The 22,419-nt window shown below is 64.8% G+C and carries 24 protein-coding genes, 1 other RNA gene and 1 pseudogene; 15 read left to right on the top strand and 11 right to left on the bottom strand.

The window, feature by feature from the left end; translation table 11 throughout:
* Nucleotides 1-3 precede the first annotated feature (3 nt).
* The 8 genes and pseudogenes from J4G32_RS06305 (at nt 4) to J4G32_RS06340 (ending at nt 6,711) form a co-directional block, all read left to right on the top strand.
* Nucleotides 4-1,527 (top strand): CYTH and CHAD domain-containing protein, encoded by a 1,524-nt coding sequence (locus tag J4G32_RS06305; RefSeq protein ID WP_210485250.1) that lies wholly within the window; start codon nt 4-6, stop codon nt 1,525-1,527.
* 62 nt (nt 1,528-1,589) lie between these two features.
* Nucleotides 1,590-2,246: a ribosome biogenesis GTP-binding protein YihA/YsxC gene (yihA, locus tag J4G32_RS06310; RefSeq protein WP_210485251.1), complete on the top strand. Its 657-nt coding sequence runs from the start codon at nt 1,590-1,592 to the stop codon at nt 2,244-2,246.
* Nucleotides 2,243-2,614, top strand: coding sequence for a DUF423 domain-containing protein (locus J4G32_RS06315; protein WP_210485252.1), 372 nt, complete (start codon nt 2,243-2,245; stop codon nt 2,612-2,614). The genes yihA and J4G32_RS06315 overlap by 4 nt, the downstream gene beginning before the upstream one ends.
* A 75-nt stretch (nt 2,615-2,689) precedes the next feature.
* The gene (gene argB, locus J4G32_RS06320) at nt 2,690-3,604 is read left to right on the top strand and encodes an acetylglutamate kinase (protein ID WP_210485253.1); all 915 of its coding nucleotides are present in this window, start codon (nt 2,690-2,692) and stop codon (nt 3,602-3,604) included.
* A gap of 77 nt (nt 3,605-3,681) precedes the next feature.
* The gene (locus J4G32_RS06325) at nt 3,682-4,407 is read left to right on the top strand and encodes a pyrimidine 5'-nucleotidase (RefSeq protein ID WP_210485254.1); all 726 of its coding nucleotides are present in this window, start codon (nt 3,682-3,684) and stop codon (nt 4,405-4,407) included.
* Between the two features lie 97 nt (nt 4,408-4,504).
* A complete protein-coding gene (locus tag J4G32_RS06330) occupies nt 4,505-4,660 on the top strand; it encodes a hypothetical protein (RefSeq protein WP_210485255.1) in 156 nt (51 codons plus the stop codon).
* 23 nt (nt 4,661-4,683) lie between these two features.
* Nucleotides 4,684-4,806, top strand: a pseudogene (locus J4G32_RS22170) (calcium-binding protein); the annotation flags it as partial.
* A gap of 39 nt (nt 4,807-4,845) precedes the next feature.
* Entirely contained in the window at nt 4,846-6,711 is a 1,866-nt protein-coding gene (locus tag J4G32_RS06340; RefSeq protein WP_210485256.1) for a calcium-binding protein, read from the top strand.
* Between the two features lie 103 nt (nt 6,712-6,814).
* Here J4G32_RS06340 and J4G32_RS06345 read toward each other — a convergent pair whose 3' ends face one another.
* Complete coding sequence (locus J4G32_RS06345; protein WP_210485257.1) at nt 6,815-7,318, bottom strand: YciE/YciF ferroxidase family protein; 504 nt, start codon at nt 7,316-7,318, stop codon at nt 6,815-6,817.
* A gap of 131 nt (nt 7,319-7,449) precedes the next feature.
* Nucleotides 7,450-8,643, bottom strand: coding sequence for a DNA recombination protein RmuC (locus J4G32_RS06350; protein WP_210485258.1), 1,194 nt, complete (start codon nt 8,641-8,643; stop codon nt 7,450-7,452).
* 86 nt (nt 8,644-8,729) lie between these two features.
* On the opposite strand from J4G32_RS06350, the gene def reads away from it, so the two are divergent.
* Genes def through truA form a run of 3 tightly spaced genes read left to right on the top strand, consistent with a single transcriptional unit; the run spans nt 8,730 to nt 11,062 of the window.
* Complete coding sequence (gene def, locus J4G32_RS06355) at nt 8,730-9,251, top strand: peptide deformylase (RefSeq protein ID WP_210485259.1); 522 nt, start codon at nt 8,730-8,732, stop codon at nt 9,249-9,251.
* Entirely contained in the window at nt 9,248-10,180 is a 933-nt protein-coding gene (fmt, locus tag J4G32_RS06360) for a methionyl-tRNA formyltransferase (RefSeq protein ID WP_210485260.1), read from the top strand. The genes def and fmt overlap by 4 nt, the downstream gene beginning before the upstream one ends.
* A gap of 57 nt (nt 10,181-10,237) precedes the next feature.
* The gene (truA, locus tag J4G32_RS06365; RefSeq protein ID WP_210485261.1) at nt 10,238-11,062 is read left to right on the top strand and encodes a tRNA pseudouridine(38-40) synthase TruA; all 825 of its coding nucleotides are present in this window, start codon (nt 10,238-10,240) and stop codon (nt 11,060-11,062) included.
* Here the strand turns inward: truA and J4G32_RS06370 are convergent.
* On the bottom strand, nt 10,988-11,578 hold the full coding sequence (locus tag J4G32_RS06370) for a hypothetical protein (RefSeq protein ID WP_210485262.1): 591 nt from the start codon (nt 11,576-11,578) through the stop codon (nt 10,988-10,990). The genes truA and J4G32_RS06370 overlap by 75 nt on opposite strands.
* Before the next feature lie 361 nt (nt 11,579-11,939).
* Between J4G32_RS06370 and J4G32_RS06375 the strand changes: the two genes are divergently transcribed.
* Entirely contained in the window at nt 11,940-13,196 is a 1,257-nt protein-coding gene (locus tag J4G32_RS06375; protein WP_343232594.1) for an MFS transporter, read from the top strand.
* Nucleotides 13,197-13,537: 341 nt separating this feature from the next.
* Here the strand turns inward: J4G32_RS06375 and dapE are convergent, their stop codons facing one another.
* From dapE to ffs, 6 genes are all read right to left on the bottom strand, one after another.
* Nucleotides 13,538-14,704, bottom strand: coding sequence for a succinyl-diaminopimelate desuccinylase (dapE, locus tag J4G32_RS06380; protein ID WP_210485263.1), 1,167 nt, complete (start codon nt 14,702-14,704; stop codon nt 13,538-13,540).
* Between the two features lie 3 nt (nt 14,705-14,707).
* Nucleotides 14,708-15,550: a 2,3,4,5-tetrahydropyridine-2,6-dicarboxylate N-succinyltransferase gene (gene dapD / locus J4G32_RS06385; protein WP_210485264.1), complete on the bottom strand. Its 843-nt coding sequence runs from the start codon at nt 15,548-15,550 to the stop codon at nt 14,708-14,710.
* Nucleotides 15,551-15,640: 90 nt separating this feature from the next.
* Nucleotides 15,641-16,246, bottom strand: coding sequence for a recombination mediator RecR (recR, locus tag J4G32_RS06390; RefSeq protein WP_210485265.1), 606 nt, complete (start codon nt 16,244-16,246; stop codon nt 15,641-15,643).
* 7 nt (nt 16,247-16,253) lie between these two features.
* Complete coding sequence (locus J4G32_RS06395; RefSeq protein ID WP_210485266.1) at nt 16,254-16,574, bottom strand: YbaB/EbfC family nucleoid-associated protein; 321 nt, start codon at nt 16,572-16,574, stop codon at nt 16,254-16,256.
* A 19-nt stretch (nt 16,575-16,593) separates the two neighbouring features.
* Nucleotides 16,594-18,408 carry a DNA polymerase III subunit gamma/tau gene (locus J4G32_RS06400; RefSeq protein WP_210485267.1) on the bottom strand — a complete coding sequence of 605 codons (1,815 nt, stop codon included), beginning with the start codon at nt 18,406-18,408 and terminating at the stop codon, nt 16,594-16,596.
* A 47-nt stretch (nt 18,409-18,455) separates the two neighbouring features.
* An RNA gene (ffs, locus tag J4G32_RS06405) (signal recognition particle sRNA small type) lies at nt 18,456-18,552 on the bottom strand.
* A gap of 112 nt (nt 18,553-18,664) precedes the next feature.
* Here ffs and J4G32_RS06410 point away from each other — a divergent pair.
* Together J4G32_RS06410 and nudC are read left to right on the top strand one after the other, a co-directional pair.
* Nucleotides 18,665-19,081: an HIT domain-containing protein gene (locus tag J4G32_RS06410; RefSeq protein ID WP_210485268.1), complete on the top strand. Its 417-nt coding sequence runs from the start codon at nt 18,665-18,667 to the stop codon at nt 19,079-19,081.
* Between the two features lie 5 nt (nt 19,082-19,086).
* Entirely contained in the window at nt 19,087-19,989 is a 903-nt protein-coding gene (nudC, locus tag J4G32_RS06415; RefSeq protein WP_210485269.1) for an NAD(+) diphosphatase, read from the top strand.
* 3 nt (nt 19,990-19,992) lie between these two features.
* Here nudC and J4G32_RS06420 read toward each other — a convergent pair whose 3' ends face one another.
* Nucleotides 19,993-20,847 (bottom strand): prephenate dehydratase, encoded by an 855-nt coding sequence (locus tag J4G32_RS06420; RefSeq protein WP_210485270.1) that lies wholly within the window; start codon nt 20,845-20,847, stop codon nt 19,993-19,995.
* Nucleotides 20,844-21,587: a 3-deoxy-manno-octulosonate cytidylyltransferase gene (locus tag J4G32_RS06425; RefSeq protein WP_210485271.1), complete on the bottom strand. Its 744-nt coding sequence runs from the start codon at nt 21,585-21,587 to the stop codon at nt 20,844-20,846. The genes J4G32_RS06420 and J4G32_RS06425 overlap by 4 nt, the downstream gene beginning before the upstream one ends.
* A 268-nt stretch (nt 21,588-21,855) precedes the next feature.
* On the opposite strand from J4G32_RS06425, the gene J4G32_RS06430 reads away from it, so the two are divergent.
* Nucleotides 21,856-22,395 carry a c-type cytochrome gene (locus J4G32_RS06430; RefSeq protein ID WP_210485272.1) on the top strand — a complete coding sequence of 180 codons (540 nt, stop codon included), beginning with the start codon at nt 21,856-21,858 and terminating at the stop codon, nt 22,393-22,395.
* Nucleotides 22,396-22,419 lie beyond the last annotated feature (24 nt).

Below are 22,419 nucleotides of genomic sequence, written 5' to 3' on the forward strand. Positions count from 1 at the left end.
TGCATGAATATTTCGCCAAAGCGCGACAGCGCAAAGCCCGGACGCGGCGCGTTCCGGGAGCGCGAGTTGAAGCTCGCCTGCGAGCCTGTCGCCTTCGCGCATCTGATGGCCCATCCGCTGATTGCCGCAGCAAAGCCCCTGCGTGACAAAAGCGGGCTGCTCCTGGCCACTTATTTCGACACCCCCGAAGAGGACCTGCGCCGCGCCGGTATCGCGCTCCGCCTGCGCAGGCGCCGCGGCCGCACCGTGCAGACGATCAAGGCAACCCGCGCCCGCGGCCTTGCCTTCGACCGCGGAGAGTGGGAATCCGAGGTGGAGGGCGGCCTCGATTTCGCGGCGGCGCGCGGAACACCCCTTCGCCGCATTCTCAAGAGTGAAATGATCCGGGACCGGATCCAGAAGCGATTTGCTGTCGAAACCCGCCGTCAGGCCTTCCTGATCGAAACAGACGGCTTTGCGGTGGAATGCGCGCTCGACCACGCTGTGGTCAAGGCCGGTCGACGCTCCCAACCGACGACGGAAATCGAGCTTGAATTGCTGCGCGGCGAACCGGAGGACCTGTTCCGACTGGCGCGCAAACTCTCGAAGGCGGGTCCGCTTCGCCTCAGTCTGGTGGCCAAATCGGAGCGCGGTTACCGCCTCCTGTCGGCGGCCGGCGGCCATCCGGTCAAAGCCGCCTGCCCGTCCGTCACCAAGGGGACGCCGAGCGCTCCCGCTTTTCAGGCCATGGCCCGGGAGGCCCTGGCGCAGATCATTCACAATGAAGAACTGGTGCGATCCTTCGGCGATCCCGAAGCGCTCCACCAGATGCGCGTGGGCTTTCGCCGCCTGAAGACCCTGGTCGGGCTGTTCAGGCCGATGCTCGCCGGCAAACAATCCAAGCGGATCAGGAAGGGCCTGCAATGGGCGGCGCGGCTCTCGGGGCCGGCGCGCGACATCGACGTTCTGCAGCAGCGGGCTGCATCTGGCGGGTTGGTCTCCGAGCACGTCGCCATCGCGGATCGCCGTCGCGCGATTTATGCCGACCTGTTGTGGGACCTCGGAAGGCCCCGCTTTGGCCGGGTGCTGCTGAATACGGCCGTCTGGATCGAATCGGGACGATGGCTGTCGCACGCCGGCAACAAGACCGCAGCGGCGCGCGCGCAGCCGGTGGAGGAATTGACCGCCAAGGCGCTGTCACGACGCTGGAAACAGATCCGCCGCACGCTCAAGCATCTGGATTCCCTGACGCCAGAGGCGCGTCACAAACTGCGCCTGCGCATCAAGGCCCTGCGCTATGGCTCGGAATTTGTCGCCGGGGCTTTCAAAGGCCGGCAGGCGACGCGGCGCCGGGCAGCCTTGGCAATCGTCCTTGAGGGGCTGCAGGACAGTCTGGGCCAGTTGAACGACATCGTGGCCGGGGATCGCGTCCTCGGCCGATCGGCCGACGACGACGGGAACGAGACCGCCAGTCTCAGGCTTGGCCTGATGGCCGATTCGCAGCGACTGGCCTTCCGCCTGCGCGCCATGCCACCGTTCTGGCGCTGACGATCAGGCGCGCCACCCGCCATGCGCCTTGAAGAACGGCGCAGGAGCGTCGATAAGGGGCGATGACCGACATCGAACCTGACACCGATCCCTTTATCGAATCCGGCCGGAAGCTTTTTGCGGGCGAAGCGGATTTCATCTGGGCCGCCAATTCCCTGTCCAACCTCCCGCCCATGTCGAAGGTGGAGATCGCGTTTGCGGGCCGCTCGAATGTCGGCAAGTCCAGCCTTGTCAATGCCTTGACCGGCCGCAACACGCTGGCCCGGACATCGCACACGCCTGGCCGGACCCAGCAACTCAATTTCTTCGACATCGGCGGGCGGTTCCATCTCGTCGACATGCCCGGCTACGGTTATGCCGCCGTCGAAAAGGCGAAGGTCGCGGCCTGGACCAAGCTGATCCACGACTACCTGCGCGGCCGCTCGACCCTCGGCCGGGTGTACCTGCTCATCGATGCCCGACACGGCATCAAGGCGGTCGACGAGGTCCTGCTCGAAACCCTCGACAAGGCCGCGGTCTCCTACCAGATCATCCTGACCAAGGCCGACGAGCTGAAACCCGGCGGGATCGAGGAACGGCTTGCCGAAACGGCCGCCAATATCGCCAAGCGCGCCGCGGCGTTCCCCGAGATCATCCCCACCTCGAGCAGGCTCGGGACCGGCATCGCGGACCTGCGCACCTCCGTTGCGCGCCTTCTCAGCGAACGGGGCGCCGGATGAGCCTGCCGGAACGGATGCTCCTCGCGCTTGGCGCATTGTCCGGCCTGCTCGGCGTCGCCCTCTCGGCGGCAGCCGCCCATGTCACGGGCAGCGGATCTCTCCAGATCGCCGCGCAGTTCCTGCTCTTTCATGCGCCTGTCCTTCTCGCCATGGCGGCCCTTGTGGCCGGCGGCTTCGTCCATCCGAAGATCGGTCGGCTGGCGGGCTATGTGCTTGTCGTCGGCCTCATCCTGTTCTGCGGTGACCTCTCGCGCCGCGCGCTCTCCGGCGAGGCGCTGGCGCCCATGGCCGCGCCGACCGGCGGCGTTCTGCTCATGCTGGGCTGGATCCTGATCGCTGCCGCAGGTTTTGTTCGCCCCCGTGCCTGAAGCGCCTGTTTCCAGACGGGCGGCGCTGGGCTAGAAGGCAACCCGTTTCGTTCACCGCCCATGCCGGAGCCGTCCATGTCCGAATCGCCGTCCCCGATCGATCAGCTGCCGGACGTGCACGTCCAGGCGGAAGTGCTCGTGCAGGCCCTGCCCCACATGCAGCGTTATGACCAGCAGGTCGTCGTGATCAAATATGGCGGCCACGCCATGGGCGATCGGGCTGCAGCCGAAGATTTTGCCGAGGACGTGGTTCTTCTCGAGCAGTCCGGCATCAAGCCGATCGTCGTCCACGGGGGCGGCCCACAGATCGGCAAGATGCTGGAAAAACTCGGCATCAAATCCGAGTTCAAGGCGGGCCTGCGGGTGACCGATCAGGCCACCGTCGAGGTCGTCGAAATGGTCTTGGCTGGGTCGATCAACAAGCAGATCGTCGGCTGGATCGGCGCCGAAGGCGGCAAGGCCGTTGGCCTGTGCGGCAAGGACGGCAACATGGTCACGGCCCGCAAGGTTACCCGGACCGTGGTCGATCCTGACTCGAATATCGAGAAGGTGCTCGATCTCGGCTTCGTCGGAGAGCCCGAGAAGGTCAACCGCGCGGTGCTGGACCAGGTGCTGAGCGCGGAGCTGATTCCCGTGCTGGCGCCCGTTGCGGTAGGCCAGGATGGCCAGACCTATAACGTCAACGCCGATACCTTCGCGGGAGCGATTGCGGGCGCCATGATGGCCAAGCGCCTGCTGCTCCTGACCGACGTTCCAGGCGTTCTCGACAAGAACAAGAACCTCATTCCGGAAATGACGATCGAGGATTGCCGCCGGCTGATCGCGGACGGCACCATCACCGACGGCATGATCCCCAAGATCGAGACCTGCATTTACGCCCTCGAGCGGGGCGTCGAGGCGGTCGTCATTCTGGACGGCAAGGTGCCCCATTCGGTGCTGCTCGAACTCTTCACCGATCACGGCGCCGGCACCCTGATCCGCCGGACCTGAGGCCTTTAAATCGCCCCGGGGCGGACGTATATTGGAGCAATGGGGCCGCGATGGCCCCATTGTCATCTTTGGATTCCATGAAAGCCCTTCCCGTCTCCGGCGAGATTCTCCCGATCCCTGATCCTCGCGTTTTCGCGCATGTGGACACCTGGATCTTCGATCTCGACAACACGCTCTATCCGCACACATCGCGCATCTGGCCGCAGGTGGACGAGCGGATCACCCTCTACATCGCGAACATGTTCGGACTCGACGGCCTGTCGGCCCGCGCGCTGCAGAAGTACTTTTATCACAAGCACGGCACGACGCTGCGGGCGCTGATCGACGAGTACGATATCGATCCCTATGATTTCCTCGATTTTGCCCATGATATCGACCATGCCGGCATCGAGCTGAATGAGCACCTGGGCGAGGCCATCGAAAAGCTCCCGGGTCGCAAGCTGATCCTTACCAACGGATCCCGCAAACATGCCGAGAATGTGGCTCGCAAGCTGGGCATTCTCGACCGCTTCGAGGATATTTTCGACATCGCGGCTGCCAATTTCGTGCCCAAACCCGACCGGCGCGCCTACGAGACATTCCTCGAGAAGCACGTGGTCGAACCGGCACGGGCGGCGATGTTCGAGGACATCGCCAAGAACCTCACGGTGCCGCACGAGATGGGCATGACCACCGTCCTGATCGTGCCGCAGACCGCCGACCCGTTCCGGGAGGCCTTCGAGCAGGAAGCCGTCCGCACGCCGCATATCGACTACGTCACCGACGATCTGGCGCGCTTTCTGAAAGACGGCCTGTCGCTTTAGGGAGGTGACGGGCCGTCGCCCGAAAGGCGCGACCATTGCGAAATTCCTCTACCTTGTTTAGAAACGTTGCAACGTTCTTTATCCGAGGAGAATTCGCGTGGCTGTCTACGATCCAGTGAAAAACACCTATGAGCTCGACGCCACCGAAACAACTTTCGTCATGCCGGCGACACCGGCGGGCGGCACTAACGCCAGCGCTGACGGCAATAACCTCGACAACACAATGACGGGAACGACGGCGCCAATGCGCTGAGCGGCGGGGGCGGTCTCGACACACTGATCGGCGGCAAGGGTGACGATCTTCTGCAGGGCAATGACGGGGCCGACAGTCTTGTCGGCGGTGACGGCGATGACGTCCTGGTCGGCGGTGCCGGCGACGACACGCTCGTCGGCGGCCTCGACAACGACGTTTACGTCATTGACGATGTGGGCGATGTGGTGGTCGAGGTCGCAGGCCAGGGCATCGACACGGTGCGGTCACGCATCAGCTATTCGCTGGTCAACAGCGAGGTCGAGAACATATCGCTGGTGGGAACAGCCGAGATCGACGCCACCGGAAACAACGTCGCCAACAGCCTCCAGGGAAACGCTGCCAAGAACCACCTTGTGGGCGGCGGCGGCAACGACACCCTCGACGGCGGCGGCGGGGCCGATACGCTGGTCGGCGGGACCGGCGACGACACCTACATCGTGTCGACGACCGACACGGTCATCACCGAAGCCACCGGCGAGGGACTTGACCGCGTCGTCACAAGCGTCAGCTACACGCTTTCGACGAATGTCGAGGAGCTGACCCTCAGCGCTGCCGCCGGCAACATCGACGGAACCGGCAACGACACGGCCAACACCCTGACCGGTAACGATGGCGCTAACCGGCTCGACGGCAAGGGCGGCGCCGACACGCTGATCGGCGGCAAGGGCAACGACACTTATGTCATCGATGGCGCGGATACGATCACCGAGGCGGCCGGTGGCGGCACCGACACGGTGGAAATCACGGATGCTTTTGTCGCCGCGACCTATACGCTTGGATCTGAGCTCGAAAACATCACAATCAAGGGCACCCGGAGTTTCGACGCGACCGGCAGCGACGGTGCCAACCTTATCACCGGCAATAGCGGCCACAACGTGCTGACTGGCCTTGCCGGAGACGACACGATTGTGGGCGGCGGTGGCGACGACCTGATGGTCGGCGGGACCGGCAACGACCTCTACTTCGTCGATTCAGCGGGCGACGTGGTGAAGGAGGAGGCAAACGGCGGAACCTTCGACCGGGTGATCAGCAAGATCAGCTACACGCTCGGAGACAACGTCGAATACCTCGCCATGGAGAACGGAGCCGGAGACGTCAGCGCCACAGGCAATGCACTCGACAACACCATCTTCGGCAACGACGGCAATAACGTGGTCAATGGCGGTGCCGGCAGTGACCAGCTGTTCGGCGCGACCGGAAACGATACGGTGTATGGTGGCGACGGCAACGACACCATCGACGAATCCGGCGACGGCAATGACGTTCTCTCGGGCGATGGCGGCGACGACGATCTTCGTGGTCAAGGCGGCAACGACGTGCTCGATGGGGGCACAGGCGCGGACACTCTGTGGGGCGGCACGGGGAACGACACTTACGTTGTGGACAATCCCCTCGACGTCGTTAGGGAAACAGCGGGACAGGGCACCGATACGATCCTGACAAGCGTCAGTTATGCGCTCGCTGCCGACGTGTCAGTTGAATCACTGACCGCGACGGGCAGCGCCTCTGTCGCCGTCACGGGCAGCGCCGCAGGCGACGTGATCACCGGGAATGACAGCGCGAACCTCATCGTCGGGGCCGGCGGCAACGATAAGACAACCGGAGGCGGTGGAGACGACACGCTCTGGGGCCAGGATGGCAACGATACGCTGGAGGGTGGCGCTGGAAACGACAGGTTGTGGGGCGGCATGGGTAAAGACGTCCTGACTGGCGGGGCCGGTAAGGACGTCTTCGTGTTCGATACGAAACCGAGCAAGGCCTCTAACCTCGACACCATTATCGATTTCGATGTCGCCAACGATAAAATCTATCTCGACAACGCCATCTTCCGGAAGCTCGGCAAGGGCAGCGAGAACGCGCCCGGCAAGCTCAACGCAAAGTTCTTCAAGATCGGGTCAAAGGCGGCCGACAAGGACGATTATGTCGTCTACGACAAGAAGAAGGGCATCGTCTTCCTCGATGTCGACGGCTCCGGAAAAGCCAAGGCTGTGGAAGTGGCAGTGATCAAAAAGAACCTGAAAATGGTCGCGGCCGATTTCTGGATTATCTGATCGGGTCGCGCGGTCCGGCCATTGCCAGTTTGGCTTGGCCGGACGCCACGAAAAATGCCGCCCTCCCTACGGAGAGCGGCAGTCGTTGACCGAGAGGACGGGTTCAGGCCGCCTTGGCGTTCACCTTGCTGTCGGCGATTCGCGACAGCTTCTGATCGGTCGATTTTTCCTGCTCCAGCACCTGATGCAGAACGCCGGCGCAATCCTCACGCCCGAGTTGCTTCGCCCAGGCGGTCAGCGTGCCGTAGCGGGTGATCTCGTAGTGCTCGACGGCCTGTGCGGCAGCCAGAAGCGCAGCATCGAGGACCTCCGGATCCGCCACCTCGCCGGCGAGATCCTGCGCTTCCTCGATGATGCCGTCGATGGCCGGGCACGTGACGCCCTTGGGATCATGACCGTGCATGCGGAAGACCTGCTCGACCATCTTCACATGTTCCTCGGTCTCGCCGAGATGGGTCTGGAACGCCTGCTTCAACTGCGGATCGCTCGCCTTCGCGATCATCTTCGGCAACGCCTTGGTGATCTGTTGTTCGGCGTAATAGATATCCTGCAGCATGTGGATGAACAGGTCGTCCAACGTTTTGATATCTTTTGAAAAAAGGCCCATGGCGCAAATCCTCTCGTGACGGGACGGGGCCAGCGCGGAACGCTGGCAGGCTCGGTTTGGCTGAACCCTAGGAACGCCGCCCCGTCGCAGGCGGTTCCACCAACGCGCGCCCGCAGGCGTGTCGCAGGGAGCTAGTCGACCGCGCGCAAATTCCGACCCTGCATGCGAAGCAATTCGGCCTGCGCCGCCGAATCGCCGTCGTCGAATTCCAGCGTTTCAATCGACCGGCCACGCCTGACGATCTTGTCGGTCGAGGTGCGGACCTGCACGATATCGTCCTGGGCCTGGCGGAAATGCGTGTCGAGCTTGGCGACCCGCGCGTCGAGACGCTCCACATCCTCAAGCAGTTTCTGCACCTCGACCTGAATCACCCGCCCCTCTTCGCGAATGCGCGCGTCGCGCACGAGGGCCTGCATCACCTGGATGGCGAGCCCCAGCAGCGACGGCGACACGATGACGATGCGGGCGCGATGGGCCTTCTGGATCACATCGTCGAAATACTCGGCGAGATCCGCATAGACCGATTCCGCCGGCACGAACATCATCGCCATGTCCTGCGTTTCGCCAGGAATGAAGTACTTTTCCGCGATGTCCTTGATATGCACGAGCATGTCGCTGCGCACCCGCGCCGACGCCCGCTGGCGCGCCTCGTCCCCCTTCGCATCGCGATAGAGCGTGAAGCCCTCAAGCGGAAATTTGGCGTCGATGACAAGGCCGCGTTCGTCGCCCGGCAGGCGCACGAGACAATCGGGCCGCGTCCGGTTCGAGAGCGTCGGCTGGAACGCATAGGCGCCGTTCGGCAGGCCGTCGCGAATGATCGCTTCCATCCGCCCCTGGCCATAGGCGCCCCGGCTCTGCTTGTTGGACAGAACGTCCTTCAGGCCGACGATCTCGCCGGTGAGATCCTTCAGGTTCTGCTGCGCCGCGTCGATCACCGCCAGACGCTCGTGCAGCTTCGACAGGTTTTCGTTCTGGTGACGGCTGGTGGTCTCGAGCCCCTGCCCCATCCGGTGCTGCAGCCCATCGATCCGTTCCGAGATCATCCGCACGAAATCACCCTGCCTCGTGCCGAAGATTTCCGCCACGGTCTGCATCCGCCCGGTCATTTCCGATTGCAGCCGCGTCATCTCGGCGACCTTGTCGTCCATCTCCCGCGCCCGCTCGTCCGAAATCGCCGCATCCAGTTCGCGGGCGCGGTGCGCGCGCAGGAGCAGGAGCAGGAGCGTCAGGGTCAGCAGCAGGCCGATGGTCATCACGCCTGCGCCCAGCACGCAATCGCGCCAGGTGAGAGCAAGTGATCCGAGCGTGAGGGCGACGTCGTTCATGAATCGGCGCATTCCGGTTGACGGCGCATCAGAACATAAGATGAACGATTTGACCATCCCGGGCCAAGCCATTATGTCCGGCAACCATGACCATAAGACCGCTCATCATTCTTCCCGATCCCAAGCTCCGCCTTGTCTCCAAGGCGGTCGAGACCGTGACCGACGAGGTCAGGCGGCTGGCGGACGACATGCTCGAAACCATGTATGATGCACCGGGCGTGGGGCTTGCGGCCATCCAGGTCGGGGTTCCCTTGCGGATGGTCACCATGGACGTGTCGAAATCCGAAACCGAACGCCAGCCGATGGTGCTGCTCAACCCGGAGATCCTGTCCGGCTCCGAGGAACTGAGCACCTACGAGGAAGGCTGCCTTTCGATCCCCGAATATTACGAAGAGGTCGAGCGACCGGCGAAAGTCCGGTTCCGCTACATGACCCTCGCCGGCGAGACGATCGAGCAGGAGGCCGAAGGCCTGCTGGCCACCTGCGTGCAGCATGAGATCGACCACCTCAACGGTGTGCTGTTCATTGATTATCTGTCCAAACTCAAGCGCGACCGTGTGCTGACCAAGTTCAAGAAGGCCGCCAGACGCGAGGCGGGCGGGTCATGAGCCTGCGCGTCGTCTTCATGGGGACGCCGGATTTCGCCGTTCCGACGCTGTCCGAGATCGTCGGGCAGGGCCACGAGGTGGTGGCGGTCTATACCAGGCCACCCGCTCCCGGCGGGCGCGGCCTGGCGTTGCGACCCTCGCCCGTCCACACCATGGCGGACCAGTTCGGCCTGACGGTCTTCACCCCCTCCACTTTGCGCACGGAGGAGGCGAACGAGACGTTTCAGGACCACGAGGCGGATGTGGCCGTCGTCGTCGCCTACGGGATGCTGCTGCCGCGCACGATCCTGGATATTCCGCGCCTCGGCTGCCTCAACCTGCACGCGTCCCTCCTGCCGCGCTGGCGAGGGGCTGCTCCCATCCAGCGCGCCATCATGGCGGGCGATGAGGAGACCGGCATCGCCGTGATGAAGATGGAAGAGGGCTTGGATACGGGCCCGGTCGGAATGGCCGAGCGTGTCGCGATTACGCCTGACATGACGGCCGGCGAACTCCATGACCGGCTGATGGGCCTCGGTGCCGACCTGATGGTGCGGGCTTTGGCGGCGCTGTCGCGGGATGGTCTGCGCTTCACGCCGCAACCGGAGAATGGGGTCACCTACGCTCACAAACTTCGCAACGACGATTCGCTCCTTGTCTGGTCGCAGGACGCCACGGTCCTTCACGATCAGGTCCGAGGGCTGTCGCCCTTCCCGACCGCCTATTTCCTGGCCGATTTCGGCAAGGGGACAGAACGCGTGAAGGTGTTGCGCACACGGGTGGAGGCGGGTTTGGGCGAGCCCGGCGCGGTCCTCGATACGGACGGTCTGGTGGCCTGCGGAACGGGCGCCTTGCGCCTCCTGCAGGTTCAGCGGGCGGGCAAAAGCCCCATCACCGGCGCGGAGTTTCTCCGGGGCATCCGGCTTGCGCCCGGAGCAGGCCTCACATGACGGCCGCTCCGCAGCGCCAGACGGCCTCGGGCGGCGGCCTTACCCGGTCGCTCTGACATGCCGCGCTACAAGATGGTCGTCGAATATGACGGCACGCCCTTCACCGGGTGGCAGCACCAAAAGAATGGCCTTTCCGTCCAGCAGGCAGTGGAGGATGCGATCGCGCGGTTCGCGGGCGAGCAGGTGCGCATCCATTGCGCTGGCCGGACGGATTCGGGCGTCCATGCCACCCATCAGGTCGTGCACGTGGATCTCGAGAAAGCGTGGCGCGCGGACACGGTGCGGGACGCGACAAACGCCTATCTGAAAGCCGTTCCGGTGGCGATCCTGTCGGCCGAGATGGTGGCGGGCGGCTTCAACGCGCGTCTCTCCGCCATCAAGCGCCACTACGTCTATCGGATTCTCAACCGGCGGGCGCCACCGGCCATCGAGCGCAGTCGGGTCTGGCATCGGGCCTGGCCGCTGGATTCCGCCATCATGCACGAGGCGGCTCAGACCCTGCTCGGCCAGCACGATTTCACGACCTTCCGGGCGTCCGAATGCCAGGCGAACAGCCCCATCCGCACCCTTGACCGGCTCGAGGTTGAGCGCGACGGCGACGAAATCCGCGTCCACGCCTCGGCCCGCTCGTTCCTGCATCACCAGGTGCGGTCGATCGTCGGCACTCTCGAACGCGCCGGCGCCGGCCGGTGGTCGGTGGCGGATGTCCGGGCAGCGCTGGACGCGCGGGACCGCAAGCGATGCGGCCCGATGGCGCCGTCGACCGGCCTCTACCTGACGGGAGTCGATTATCGTCCCTACCCGATCCTAGACCAGAACGTCGTGGACAGCGGAGTCGATCAGCAGGTTGAACACGAGACCGAGGCTCACGATCGCGAGTGACAGCAATCCTGGCACGCCCAGCGTCAACTTTGTGGCGAACCACTGCACCCGCAGCACGAGCAGGCAGAACGCAAAGGTGAACAGCCCGGCCAGCGCCGGCGTCGCCCAGCCGATCAGCAGCAGCAGGGACGGAAACGACAACACCATGATGGAGGCGACCGCGATCCAGTTCGTCACGACGACGAACGGCACATAGCGGGAGGTCAGGCCCAGCGCCCGCGACAGAAAGATCATCGCCATCGGCAGCGCAAGAAAGCCCGCGACATGGCCGAGGCCGACCACAAGGTCGATCCAGAGACCGTCGAACACGTTGCCGCTCGCCAACCGGTAGCCGAGGCGAATGCGCTCCAGCGCAAGCGTGATCACGTAGGCGGGGAGCGTCAGCAGGATGGCCGCGAAGGAATGCCAGAACCCGCGCTCGGACATGTCGAAAGCCTGCAGGCCCTCGACCTTGCTGTGCAGAAGATCCACCGTTCCCCGCAGCGAGCGGTGAACCTCGTCGGCCGTGAGAAACATCCTGCGCTCCCGTGGTGCGTTTCACCGCAAACCGGGGAGCCGGCGCTTTCGTTCCGCATGGGTATGCGACTTTCCCCGCCCCTGTCGTCGCGCCGCTAGAGGATTGAATCTGACGCTTGTTTGGCCGCCGGAGGGCACCACGCGGCTCGGGTAAGAGCGGCGGGTCCTGCCCGTTTGCAGACGTTCGGATGGGCGCAGTAAAGTGGGATGCTGAAGTGTGACGACGCCTGCCGAACAATCCGCGTCCGTCATTCCCGGCAGGGTCTTGGCCCGCGATTGTCAGGAATGCTTCGGTCAGGACCGAAGCATTTTTCACTCCGATGCTGCCATAAGCGCCTGACCCGCATCAGGAGCTCATAGTGTGTCGTCTCTTTCAGTGAAGCTGCCGTTCTTCGGCTGGCATACGGTCGCAGCGACCTTTGTCCTTGCTGTATTTGGGTGGGGTGTCGGCTTCTACGGGCCGCCTATATACCTGCAAGTTGTCGTCGAGCGGACCGGCTGGTCGGTGGCATTGGTCTCTGCGGCAGTCACCGTGCATTTTTTGATTGGCGCGGTGGTGATCGCCAATCTGCCGCGCCTTTATCGAAGGCTGGGTGTTCCCGTGGTGACAAGTCTTGGGGCAGCCTTGCTTGCGGCCGGGGTCGTCGGCTGGGCGATTGCCGGCGAGCCGTGGCAACTGTTCTCTGCTGCCCTGTTGAGTGGCGTGGGGTGGGTCGCGATGGGCGCCGCGGCCGTCAATGCGATCATCTCTCCCTGGTTCGTGAGTTCTCGTCCTGCGGCTCTGTCGATGGCCTATAATGGAGCCAGTATCGGCGGTGTAATTTTCTCCCCATTATGGGTTGCCCTGATCCTTGCCATCGGTTTTCTCAAGGCGGCGATCGTGGTTGGCATTGTCATGGCCGCCGTGATTTTTACACTCTCGATCTTTGTATTTTCGAAATCCCCCGCGCAATTGAACCAGCTCCCCGATGGCATTCCGCCGAGCCCAGTTCCGGCTGCGGTCATCCCTTCGGCTGCGGCGGCTTTGCCGAAAGGATCGCTTTGGCGGGACCGCCGTTTCCTGACGCTAGCCGCAGGGATGGCGCTGGGCCTGTTCGCCCAAATTGGCCTTCTTGCACATCTGTTTTCCTTGCTCGTCCCGGCAATTGGGCCTCAAAATGCCGGGCTTGCCATGGGGGGCGCAACAGTCGCGGCGATCGTAGGCAGGACTATGGTCGGGCTTGTCATGCCTGCCTCAGCGGACCGTCGTCTCGTTGCCTGCGCGAGCTATGCGGTGCAGATCGTCGGATCATTGACCTTTTTGATTGCGGGCGATGCCAACGTGCCCCTCATGATCATTGGTGTCATTCTGTTTGGTGCAGGTATTGGCAATGCCACATCCCTGCCGCCGCTCATCGCACAGGTCGAGTTCGCAAAGGCCGACGTTGCCCGGGTCGTCCCGCTGATCGTTGCGATCGGACAAGCGAGCTACTCTTTTGCGCCGGCAGCTTTTGGCGCGCTGCGAACGATGTCGCCATCTGGAACTTCGGGATTCGATGGGACAATGCTGTTTGCGGTGGCCTCGATGATGCAAGGAGCAGCCATGGCGTGTTTCTTACTCGGGCGGCAAACGCGCTAGTGGATTCTATCCAACGCCTGGTGCGCTCTGGCTGCGGCGGCGATGATTGCGTAGGGGTCGGCTTTCCAGGGGAATGGCCTCGGCTCGAGGTTATGCTCGGCGAGATCTCGGTTGATGGCGGCCTGAACGTCGCCGAAGCCCAGGAAGGCGCCGCGCCTGAGTCTGCGCTTGGTCCGGGGCGGCTGAAGAACCATTCGACCGCGCGGTCCGCGACAACGGCTTCAAGCAGGCGCGATCCGCGGCGGTCACGTTGATAACAATCCCTGGCGGTCTCGCCCAGACTCGCACACGACCAACCAAAGCAGAATCCCGATCGGGACTCTTCCGTTGCCATCACTGCACTAGGATGCGGCAGCCCCGAAATAGCTGTCGAGAACCCGCCGGTAGATAGCCGTCAGCCGGTCGAGATCGGTTACTTTCACGCGCTCGTCGACCTGGTGCATGGTCTGCCCCACCAGGCCGAATTCGACGACCGGACAATCCTTGACGATGAAGCGGGCATCCGACGTGCCGCCGGTTGTCGAAAGCCGGGGCTTGCGGCCCGTCTCGGCCTCGATGGCGTCCGCCATGAAGGCCACGAAATCGTTGGGCGGCGTCAGGAACGCCAGCGCATTGGTCGGCTCCACAACCAACGCGTAATCGATCGCGTTGCCGGCGGCCTCCCGCAGGCGACGCTCGATTTCCGCCGTCAGGCTTTCGGGCGTCCAGAGATCATTGAAGCGGATGTTGAACGTCGCGCGCGCTTCAGCCGCGATGACATTCGGGGCAGGGTTGCCGACGTCGACGGTCGTCACCTCGCAATTCGTGGCGTCGAAATGCGCCGTGCCCTGATCAAGCGGCTCGGCCAGCAGACCCTCGAGCAGCCGCATCATTCCGGGAATCGGATTTTTCGCCAGATGCGGATAGGCCACATGGCCCTGTTTGCCCGACACGACGATCCGGCCCGTCAGCGAGCCACGTCGCCCGATCTTGACCATGTCGCCCAGCGCCTCCGGGTTCGTGGGCTCGCCGAGGATGCAATGGCTGAAGCGCTCCCCGCGAGCCCTCGCCCAGTCGAGAAGCTTGACGCTGCCATTGATCGCAGGACCCTCCTCGTCGCCGGTGATCAGAAACCCGACAGAGCCCTGGAAATCAGGTCGCTCGCCGACGAATTGCAGGGCGGCGGCCATCATGCAGGCCACCCCGCCCTTCATGTCGACGGCGCCCCGCCCGAACAGCTCATCGCCCTCGATCACCGCGCCGAACGGATCGTGACGCCAGCGCGCGAGATCGCCCGGTGGAACCACGTCCGTGTGCCCGGCAAAGAGCAGATAGGGCGCGCCTGTGCCGTAGCGCGCGTAGAGGTTCTCGATGTCCGGCGTGCCGGGCTCGGAGAAAACAGGCCGGTGAACCTCGAAACCCGCTTGCGTCAGCACCGATTCGATGAAGGCCAGCGCGCCGCCATCCTCGGGCGTCACCGATGCGCAGCGGATGAGGGATTGCGTGAGGCTGAGGGGTGAATGGTCCATGGGTCAGTCGCGCAACAGCTCGTTGATGGCTGTCTTGGCCCGCGTCTGCGCATCGACCCGCTTCACGATGACGGCGCAATACAGCGACGGACCCGGGCTGCCATCCGGCAGGGCCTTGCCCGGCAGCGAGCCCGGGACGACGACGGAATAGGGCGGCACCCGCCCGACGAAGATCTCGCCGGTGCTGCGATCGATGATTTTCGTCGAGGCGCTGAGGAACACGCCCATGGAGAGCACCGAGCCCTCGCCCACGACGACGCCCTCGACCACTTCGGATCTGGCGCCGATGAAACAATTGTCCTCGATGATGGTCGGATTGGCCTGCAGCGGCTCCAGCACGCCGCCGATGCCGACGCCGCCGGAGAGGTGCACATGCTTGCCGATCTGGGCGCAGGATCCGACCGTCGCCCAGGTGTCGACCATCGTGCCCTCGTCCACATAGGCGCCGAGATTGACGAAGGACGGCATCAGCACCACGCCGGGCGCCACATAGGCGCCGCGCCGCACCGTGCAGTTGGGCACAGCCCGGAAGCCGGCCGCCGTGAAGTCCGACGCTGACCAGCCGTCGAACTTCGACGGCACCTTGTCCCACCACACCGAGTCGCCCGGCCCGCCCTTGATCACCGCCATGTCGTTGAGGCGGAACGAGAGCAGCACCGCCTTCTTGAGCCATTGGTGAACCTGCCAGCCCTCAGTGGTTTTCTCCGCCACGCGCGCCTTGCCGGAATCGAGAAGCGCCATCACTTCGCCGACCGCCTCGCGGACCGCGCCCCTGGTGGCAGGGGTCACATCGGCACGGACTTCGAAAGCGGCGTCGATCGTTGCGGCAAGATCATGATGGGTCATGCAAAAACTCGGGGCGGCGGTTGCGGGGACGATGGAAGCCTTGCTTAGCAACAGCCCCCTTCCCTGTCACCCCGATCGGTGATGCCGCGCTCAGAAGCTGGTGCGCTGCCGGATCGCCGCCGAGAGGGTGCCGTCGTCGAGATAATCGAGTTCGCCACCGACCGGAACCCCGTGGGCAAGCCGCGTGACCTTGACCGGCAGATGGCCCAGCAGGTCGGTGATGTAATGCGCGGTCGTCTGCCCATCGACGGTGGCGTTGAGCGCCAGAATCACCTCGGCGACCCCGGGCTCGGACGCGCGGGCGACCAGTCCCTCGAAATTGAGATGCTCGGGCCGGATTCCGTCAAGCGGCGACAGAACCCCGCCGAGCACGAGATAGCGCGCCGTGACCGCCCCCGATCGCTCGAGCGCCCAGAGATCCGACACATCCTCCACCACCACCAGAATGGCGGGGTCGCGACGCGGGTCCCGGCAGATGATGCAGGGATCGGACGTATCCACATTGCCGCAGGACGTGCACACCACGATCCGTTCGCTGGCGACCCGCATGGCATCGCTAAGCGGGCCCAGCAGGGTTTCGCGCTTCTTGATGAGATGGAGGGCGGCGCGGCGTGCGGAACGCGGGCCCAGCCCCGGCAGACGGGCCAGGAGTTGGATCAGACGCTCGATCTCCGGGCCGGCGACGGATTGCGCCATCGGGCCCTCAGAACATCTTCAGGCCGGGCGGGATCGGCATGCCCTTGGTGAGATCGGCCATGCGGTCCTGGGCGGCGCGGTCGGCCTTGCCCCGGGCATCGTTCATGGCAGCCACAATCAGGTCCTCGAGGATTTCCTTCTCGTCGACGTTCAGAAGCGACGGATCGATGCTGATCGCCTTCAGCGCGCCCTTGCCCGAAACGCGCACGAGAACGACGCCGCCGCCGGACGTTCCCTCGACCTCGAGGGTCTCGAGTTCCTCTTGGGCATCCTGCAGCTTCTGCTGCATGGCCTGGGCCTGCTTCATCAATCCCATCATGTCGCGCATGGTCGTGTCTCCTTTCGGCCTAAACGTCGTCGTCGCCGTCGAGGTCCGGCCCGTCAAGCCCTTCAGGCTCCGGCGGAGGGATCATCTCGTCGGCCGTCTTCTCGGAGCGGTCGACCACGTTGACGATCTGGGCTCCGGGGAATTTTGCCAGCACTGCCTGAACCAGTGGATGGTTGGCAGCGCCCGCCTTGCGTTCCTGCTCGGCCGTCTCCGCCTGATGATGCAGGGTCGCGGACCCTGCCTCCGAGGACAAAGCCACCATCCAGCGTTGGCCGGTCCAGCTCTGAAGAACACGGGACAGGTCGTTGGGAACGGTGCGGCTTGCGCCGTCGATCAGGCGGAACTCGATGCGCCCTTCCTCGAAATGAACGAGATGGACGTCGCGCTCCAGCGCCCGCTTCAGCACGACCTCACGCTGCTCGCCGGCCATCGCCACCACATCCTCGAAACGGCGCAGGCGCAGGGCAGGCGCAGCCGAAGGCGCAGGGTCAGGTCGCGGTTCCGGACGGGGCTGAGAGGCAGCCAGCGCCATCGTGCCCGAAATTGACGGTCCAGACGGGGCCGGCGGACGGCTGAGTGGCGCAGCGCCCGGTTCCAGGGTGCGGCCCTCTTTCAGAGCGCGCAAGGCCTCGTCAGGGGTCGGCAGGTCGGACGCATAGGCGAGGCGAACCAGAACCATCTCGGCGGCCGCCACGGGCCGGTTCGACGCCTGCACCTCGGGTATGCCCTTGAGCAGAATCTGCCAGGCGCGCGACAGGGAGCGGACCGACAGGGTCTTGGCGAATTCCAGACCGCGCGTCCGCTCGGCCTCGGACAGGACAGGGTCCTTGGCGGCGTCCGGGATGAGTTTCAGCCGGGTCACCACATGGGAGAACGTGGCAAGATCCGACAGGATCACGGTCGGGTCAGCGCCGGCATCATATTGCGCGCGCAGGGCCGCGAAGGCCGTCGGCACGTCGCCCCGCATGGCAGCCTCGAAAAGGTCGATGACCTGGCTCCGGTCGGCAAGCCCCAGCATCTCGCGAACGGTATCGCCGGTCACGATTCCTGCCCCGTGGGCGATCGCCTGGTCCATGAGCGAGAGCGAATCGCGCGCAGAACCCTCGGCCGCCCGGGCGATGGAGGCCAGCGCCTCCCCGTCCGCCTGCACCTCCTCGGCGGCGCAGATGCGGGCCAGATGTCTTACGAGCTTGTCGGCGTCGATGCGGCGCAGATCGAAGCGCTGGCAGCGCGACAGGATCGTCACCGGGACTTTACGGATTTCGGTGGTGGCGAAAATGAACTTCGCGTGCGGCGGCGGTTCCTCCAGCGTCTTCAGGAAGGCGTTGAACGCCTTCTCCGAGAGCATGTGGACCTCGTCGATGATGTAGACCTTGTAGCGCGCGCTGGCCGGCGAATAGCGGATGCCGTCGATGATCTGGCGAACGTCGTCGATGCCCGTATGCGAGGCCGCGTCCATCTCCAGCACGTCCACGTGCCGGGATTCCATGATGGCTTCGCAATGGAGCCCGAGATCGGGCATGTGGATCGTCGGCGCGCCGGACCCGTCGGCCTTCTGGTAATTGAGCGCGCGGGCCAGAATGCGCGCGGTGGTGGTCTTGCCCACGCCGCGCACGCCGGTCAGCATCCAGGCCTGCGGGATGCGGCCGGTGTCAAAAGCGTTCGACAGGGTCCTGACCATGGCCTCCTGGCCGATCAGATCGTCGAAGGTGCGGGGCCGGTATTTGCGGGCAAGAACCCGATAGGGAGACGTTGCGGGCGGCTTCGGCTCAAGCGGGAAACCCGGCAGGGCCGGCTCGTCGTCAAAGGGCGTGCCGGCTGTGGTTTCGTCCATCGGCTCGAGGGCTTTGGGGTCAAAGGGGACGCCCGAAAAAGCGCCGGGGTGGGAGGCTGGACGAAGACCCGTTCGGTCTCGTTAGGGCTGCTTCCTTCCGGACCTGACCCAGTTGGCGAGTGAGACGTCCCTCGCCAACCTCCCGCCGCCTATATGGCGTTTTCGAGGGGAGAACGCAAGCTGGAGCGGCAGCCCGGGAGACCGCTGCGACAAGTTCTGGTAGGCACCGGCCGGGACACTCCGCTAACGTGCGTTAATGACCTCCGACTTCACCCTTGATTCCCGGCTTTCGGCCGACACGATTCCCATTGGCGACCTCTCGCTCTCATCGGTTCTCCTGCTCAACGACGCGCGGTTTCCGTGGTTCGTTCTCGTCCCGCGCCTTCCGGGCCTGACCGAGATCACCGACCTGTCCGATGCGCAGGCCATCACGCTGATGGAGGAGATTCGCGTGGCGAGCGCCGTCATGACGACCCTGTCCAAACCGGACAAGGTCAATATCGGCGCGCTGGGCAACATCGTGCCCCAGCTCCACGTCCATGTGATCGGCCGCTTTCTCTCCGACCCCGCCTGGCCCGGCCCGGTCTGGGGCCATGGAACCAAGACACCCTATCCCCACCATGCTGCAACCGCCCTCATCGAGCGGGCTGCAAGCCTTTTCGCGGCGGCCTGACCGACATGAACACCCCTCTCGGCTTCGTCAAAAATTCCCTCGCCCGCCACAGCGCCGAGCGCGATTCGGATGCGCTCGATCGCTACCGCGACAATCCGCGCTCCGCCGTCGTGCTGATAGCTGGCGGCCTGCCCATCCTGATCGCCGGTCGGCCGGGGACCTGCCTGCTGGCGCCCTCGGTCGTCGAGCAACTGCAATCCCACGACGAGCAGGTCTATCTCGGGACCCTCGACGGGCAGCCCGTGGTCGCCACCGGGGCGCCCGCGCAGGCCGCCGATCTGTTTCGCAACGATCCGGCCTACACGGTCACCGACCTGCGCTCGATCGCGTCCACGGGGCTGGTTCCCGAAGGGGAAGTGGGCCTGCTCGCGATGGCGAAGTCGATGCTCGACTGGCACGCCCGCCACCGCTTCTGCGCCAATTGCGGGTCGCGCACGATGGTCGAGCATGCGGGCTTTCGCCGCGACTGCCCGCAATGCGAGGCGCAGCATTTTCCGCGCACCGATCCGGTCGTGATCATGCTGATCACCCGCGGCGACACCTGCCTGCTGGGGCGCTCGGCGCGGTTCCAGTCACGGACCTATTCCTGCCTCGCAGGCTTCCTTGAGCCCGGCGAGACCATCGAGGATGCGGTGCGGCGGGAAACCTTCGAGGAGGCCGGCATTCGGGTGGGGGCGGTGAGTTATCTCGCCTCCCAGCCCTGGCCGTTCCCGTCATCCCTGATGATCGGCTGCGTGGGCGAGGCCGAAGACGACGAGATCGTCATCGACACGACCGAGCTGGAAGACGTGCGCTGGTTCACCAGGGACGATGTGCGCCGGATGCTCGACGGCACGCATCCCGAATACGCCGCCCCCGCCCCCGTGGCGATCGCCCATCACCTGCTGCTCGCGTGGATGCGGACCTGAGGCCTACTCGGCCGCTTCCTTCACCTTCTCGCGGAAGGGATCGGCCGGGTAGACGCCGAGCACCCGCAGCTCGCGGGAGAAGAATTCCAGTTCCTCGAGAGCACGCTTGAGGTCCACATCGTCGGGGTGGCCATCCACCTCGGCATAGAACTGGGTCGCGAGGAACTCGCCCTCCAGCATGTAGCTTTCGAGTTTGGTCATGTTGATGCCGTTGGTGGCAAACCCGCCCAGCGCCTTATAGAGCGCGGCCGGCAGGTTGCGGACCCGGAACACGAAACTGGTGACGGTGGGCCCCTGCCCGGCCTTCGCCCATCGGGGGGTCTTCGACAGAATCACGAACCGCGTCGTGTTGTGGGTCTCGTCCTCGACGTTCTCGGCCATGATCTCGAGACCGTAGATATCGGCTGCCATGCGCGGCGCCAGGGAGGCCTTGGTGGGGTCCCGCCATTCGGCGACCTCGCGGGCGGAGCCCGCCGTATCGCCCGCCACGACCGCCTTCAGCCCGAGCCGCCGGATGATCTTGCGGCACTGTCCCAGTGCGTGAACGTGGCTGTGGACGCTCTTGATGCCCTCGAGGGTCGCCCCTGGCAGGCCCATGAGCTGGAAATGGATCGGCAGGAAATGCTCGCCGACGATATGCAGGCCGGAGGTGGGAAGCAGGTGGTGGATATCCGCCACCCGGCCCGCGATGGAATTCTCGATCGGGATCATCGCGAGGCCCGCCTGCCCCTCCGTCACCGCCGCAAACGCATCCTCGAAGGTCGGCGATGGCAACACCTGCCAGTCGGGATGGACCTCCGCGCAGGCGATATGCGAGTTGGCGCCCGGCTCGCCCTGGAATGAAATGACGGTCTTCATGGTGTTCTCCGGCCGGCGATGATCGCGCGCGCCCTTTCGAGATCGTGAGGGGTATCGACGCCCAGCGGAACGTCGTCGACGAGCACTGCGTCAATCCGCATCCCCGCCTCGAGGGCACGGAGCTGCTCCAGCTTCTCGCGCACCTCCAACGGGGAGGCGGGCAGACCGACGAAGCGCTGCAGGGCTTGGCGGCGATAGGCGTAAAGCCCGATATGATGATAGAGCGCGCCCTCGCCGTAGGGGGCCGTGGCGCGGGTGAAATACAGGGCGCGGAACCGCCCCTCGCCGACCGGGGTCCCCACCATCTTGACGACGTTGGGATCGGCGCGCTCCTCGTCCCGGCTGATGAGGGCGACGAGCGTTGCAAGATCGACCGCGGCGTCTTCGAGCGGCGTCACGGCCCGGGCGATGGCCGCGGGATCGATCGTCGGCAGGTCGCCCTGGACATTCACCACCAGGTCGTAGCGGTGCTGCGGATCGAGCTTTTCCACAGCTTCGAAAATCCGGTCGGACCCGGAGGCGTGATCGGCACGGGTCATCACCGCCTGCCCGCCCGCCTGCCGGACCGAATCCGCGATCTCCTCGGAATCGGTCGCCACCGCGACCGGGCCGATGCCCGATTCCATGGCCCGACGCCAGACATGCACGATCATCGGCTCCCCGCCGATATCGGCCAGGGGCTTGTTCGGCAGGCGCGTCGCGGACAGACGGGCCGGGATCAGGATGAGGGCGTTGGACATGGCGCCTGCTTGCGATGGGACTGCGCGTCCTTAGCAAGGCGGCTTTCGTTTGTCATGGGCGCGGGAGCGGCGAAAGCGCCCGCACACGGATCCGGCAGCCCCCCGCCGCGTTCCAAACCTGAAACTGCGACCACGCGACCAACCGAAACCCCATTGTCAAACCCCCGTCGTTACGGCTAAGCAACGCCTCGGTTGCGGGCCCCGGTCCGCGCCAGACCCATCCGTCGCGCTGGATCGCCGTTTTCCTGAGGCGAGGAGAGCTAAGTTCATGAATATCGAGACCAACAAGATCGCGGGCGCAGTCTTCGGCTCGCTTCTTTTCGTGGTCGGCGTCAACGTCATCGCCGGGGGCCTGTTCTCGCCGCACAAGCCGGCGGTTCCGGGATACGATCTCCCGGCTCCCGAACCGACAGCCGGCGGTCCTGCCGCTGCGGCCGTTCCGGACGAGCCGCTCCCGGTCCTCCTCGCCAAGGCCGATCCGGCCAAGGGCGCTTCGGCCGCCAAGAAATGCCAGGCCTGCCACAGCTTCGAGAAGGGCGGTCCCAACAAGGTCGGACCGGATCTCTACGGCGTGATCGGTCGCCCGGTCGCCTCGCATGCGGGCTTCAATTACTCGGCGGCCCTGAAGGGCAAGGGCGGCGATTGGTCGTTCGAGGCCATCAACGATTTCATTCACGCGCCCAAGAAGGCCGTTCCCGGCACCATCATGGCGTTTGCGGGCGTCGCCCAGGCGCAGGAGCGGGCCGACATCCTGGCCTATCTGCGGACCTTGTCGGAAACCCCGGCGCCGCTGCCGGCCGCCCCGTAACCCCCGACACTCTCGCCGTTTCTT

It is taken from the genome of Microvirga antarctica (genome assembly GCF_017921815.1).
In the GTDB taxonomy this organism is placed as follows: Bacteria; Pseudomonadota; Alphaproteobacteria; order Rhizobiales; family Beijerinckiaceae; genus Microvirga; species Microvirga antarctica.

What these genes read in the sequence shown, in the direction of transcription:
- J4G32_RS06305 (WP_210485250.1), top strand. Translation starts at nt 4, where the DNA reads ATGAATATTTCGCCAAAGCGCGACAGCGCAAAGCCCGGACGCGGCGCG.
- yihA (WP_210485251.1), top strand. Translation starts at nt 1,590, where the DNA reads ATGACCGACATCGAACCTGACACCGATCCCTTTATCGAATCCGGCCGG.
- J4G32_RS06315 (WP_210485252.1), top strand. Translation starts at nt 2,243, where the DNA reads ATGAGCCTGCCGGAACGGATGCTCCTCGCGCTTGGCGCATTGTCCGGC.
- argB (WP_210485253.1), top strand. Translation starts at nt 2,690, where the DNA reads ATGTCCGAATCGCCGTCCCCGATCGATCAGCTGCCGGACGTGCACGTC.
- J4G32_RS06325 (WP_210485254.1), top strand. Translation starts at nt 3,682, where the DNA reads ATGAAAGCCCTTCCCGTCTCCGGCGAGATTCTCCCGATCCCTGATCCT.
- J4G32_RS06345 (WP_210485257.1), bottom strand. Translation starts at nt 7,318, where the DNA reads ATGGGCCTTTTTTCAAAAGATATCAAAACGTTGGACGACCTGTTCATC.
- J4G32_RS06350 (WP_210485258.1), bottom strand. Translation starts at nt 8,643, where the DNA reads ATGAACGACGTCGCCCTCACGCTCGGATCACTTGCTCTCACCTGGCGC.
- def (WP_210485259.1), top strand. Translation starts at nt 8,730, where the DNA reads ATGACCATAAGACCGCTCATCATTCTTCCCGATCCCAAGCTCCGCCTT.
- fmt (WP_210485260.1), top strand. Translation starts at nt 9,248, where the DNA reads ATGAGCCTGCGCGTCGTCTTCATGGGGACGCCGGATTTCGCCGTTCCG.
- truA (WP_210485261.1), top strand. Translation starts at nt 10,238, where the DNA reads ATGCCGCGCTACAAGATGGTCGTCGAATATGACGGCACGCCCTTCACC.
- J4G32_RS06370 (WP_210485262.1), bottom strand. Translation starts at nt 11,578, where the DNA reads ATGTTTCTCACGGCCGACGAGGTTCACCGCTCGCTGCGGGGAACGGTG.
- dapE (WP_210485263.1), bottom strand. Translation starts at nt 14,704, where the DNA reads ATGGACCATTCACCCCTCAGCCTCACGCAATCCCTCATCCGCTGCGCA.
- dapD (WP_210485264.1), bottom strand. Translation starts at nt 15,550, where the DNA reads ATGACCCATCATGATCTTGCCGCAACGATCGACGCCGCTTTCGAAGTC.
- recR (WP_210485265.1), bottom strand. Translation starts at nt 16,246, where the DNA reads ATGGCGCAATCCGTCGCCGGCCCGGAGATCGAGCGTCTGATCCAACTC.
- J4G32_RS06395 (WP_210485266.1), bottom strand. Translation starts at nt 16,574, where the DNA reads ATGCGCGACATGATGGGATTGATGAAGCAGGCCCAGGCCATGCAGCAG.
- J4G32_RS06400 (WP_210485267.1), bottom strand. Translation starts at nt 18,408, where the DNA reads ATGGACGAAACCACAGCCGGCACGCCCTTTGACGACGAGCCGGCCCTG.
- J4G32_RS06410 (WP_210485268.1), top strand. Translation starts at nt 18,665, where the DNA reads ATGACCTCCGACTTCACCCTTGATTCCCGGCTTTCGGCCGACACGATT.
- nudC (WP_210485269.1), top strand. Translation starts at nt 19,087, where the DNA reads ATGAACACCCCTCTCGGCTTCGTCAAAAATTCCCTCGCCCGCCACAGC.
- J4G32_RS06420 (WP_210485270.1), bottom strand. Translation starts at nt 20,847, where the DNA reads ATGAAGACCGTCATTTCATTCCAGGGCGAGCCGGGCGCCAACTCGCAT.
- J4G32_RS06425 (WP_210485271.1), bottom strand. Translation starts at nt 21,587, where the DNA reads ATGTCCAACGCCCTCATCCTGATCCCGGCCCGTCTGTCCGCGACGCGC.
- J4G32_RS06430 (WP_210485272.1), top strand. Translation starts at nt 21,856, where the DNA reads ATGAATATCGAGACCAACAAGATCGCGGGCGCAGTCTTCGGCTCGCTT.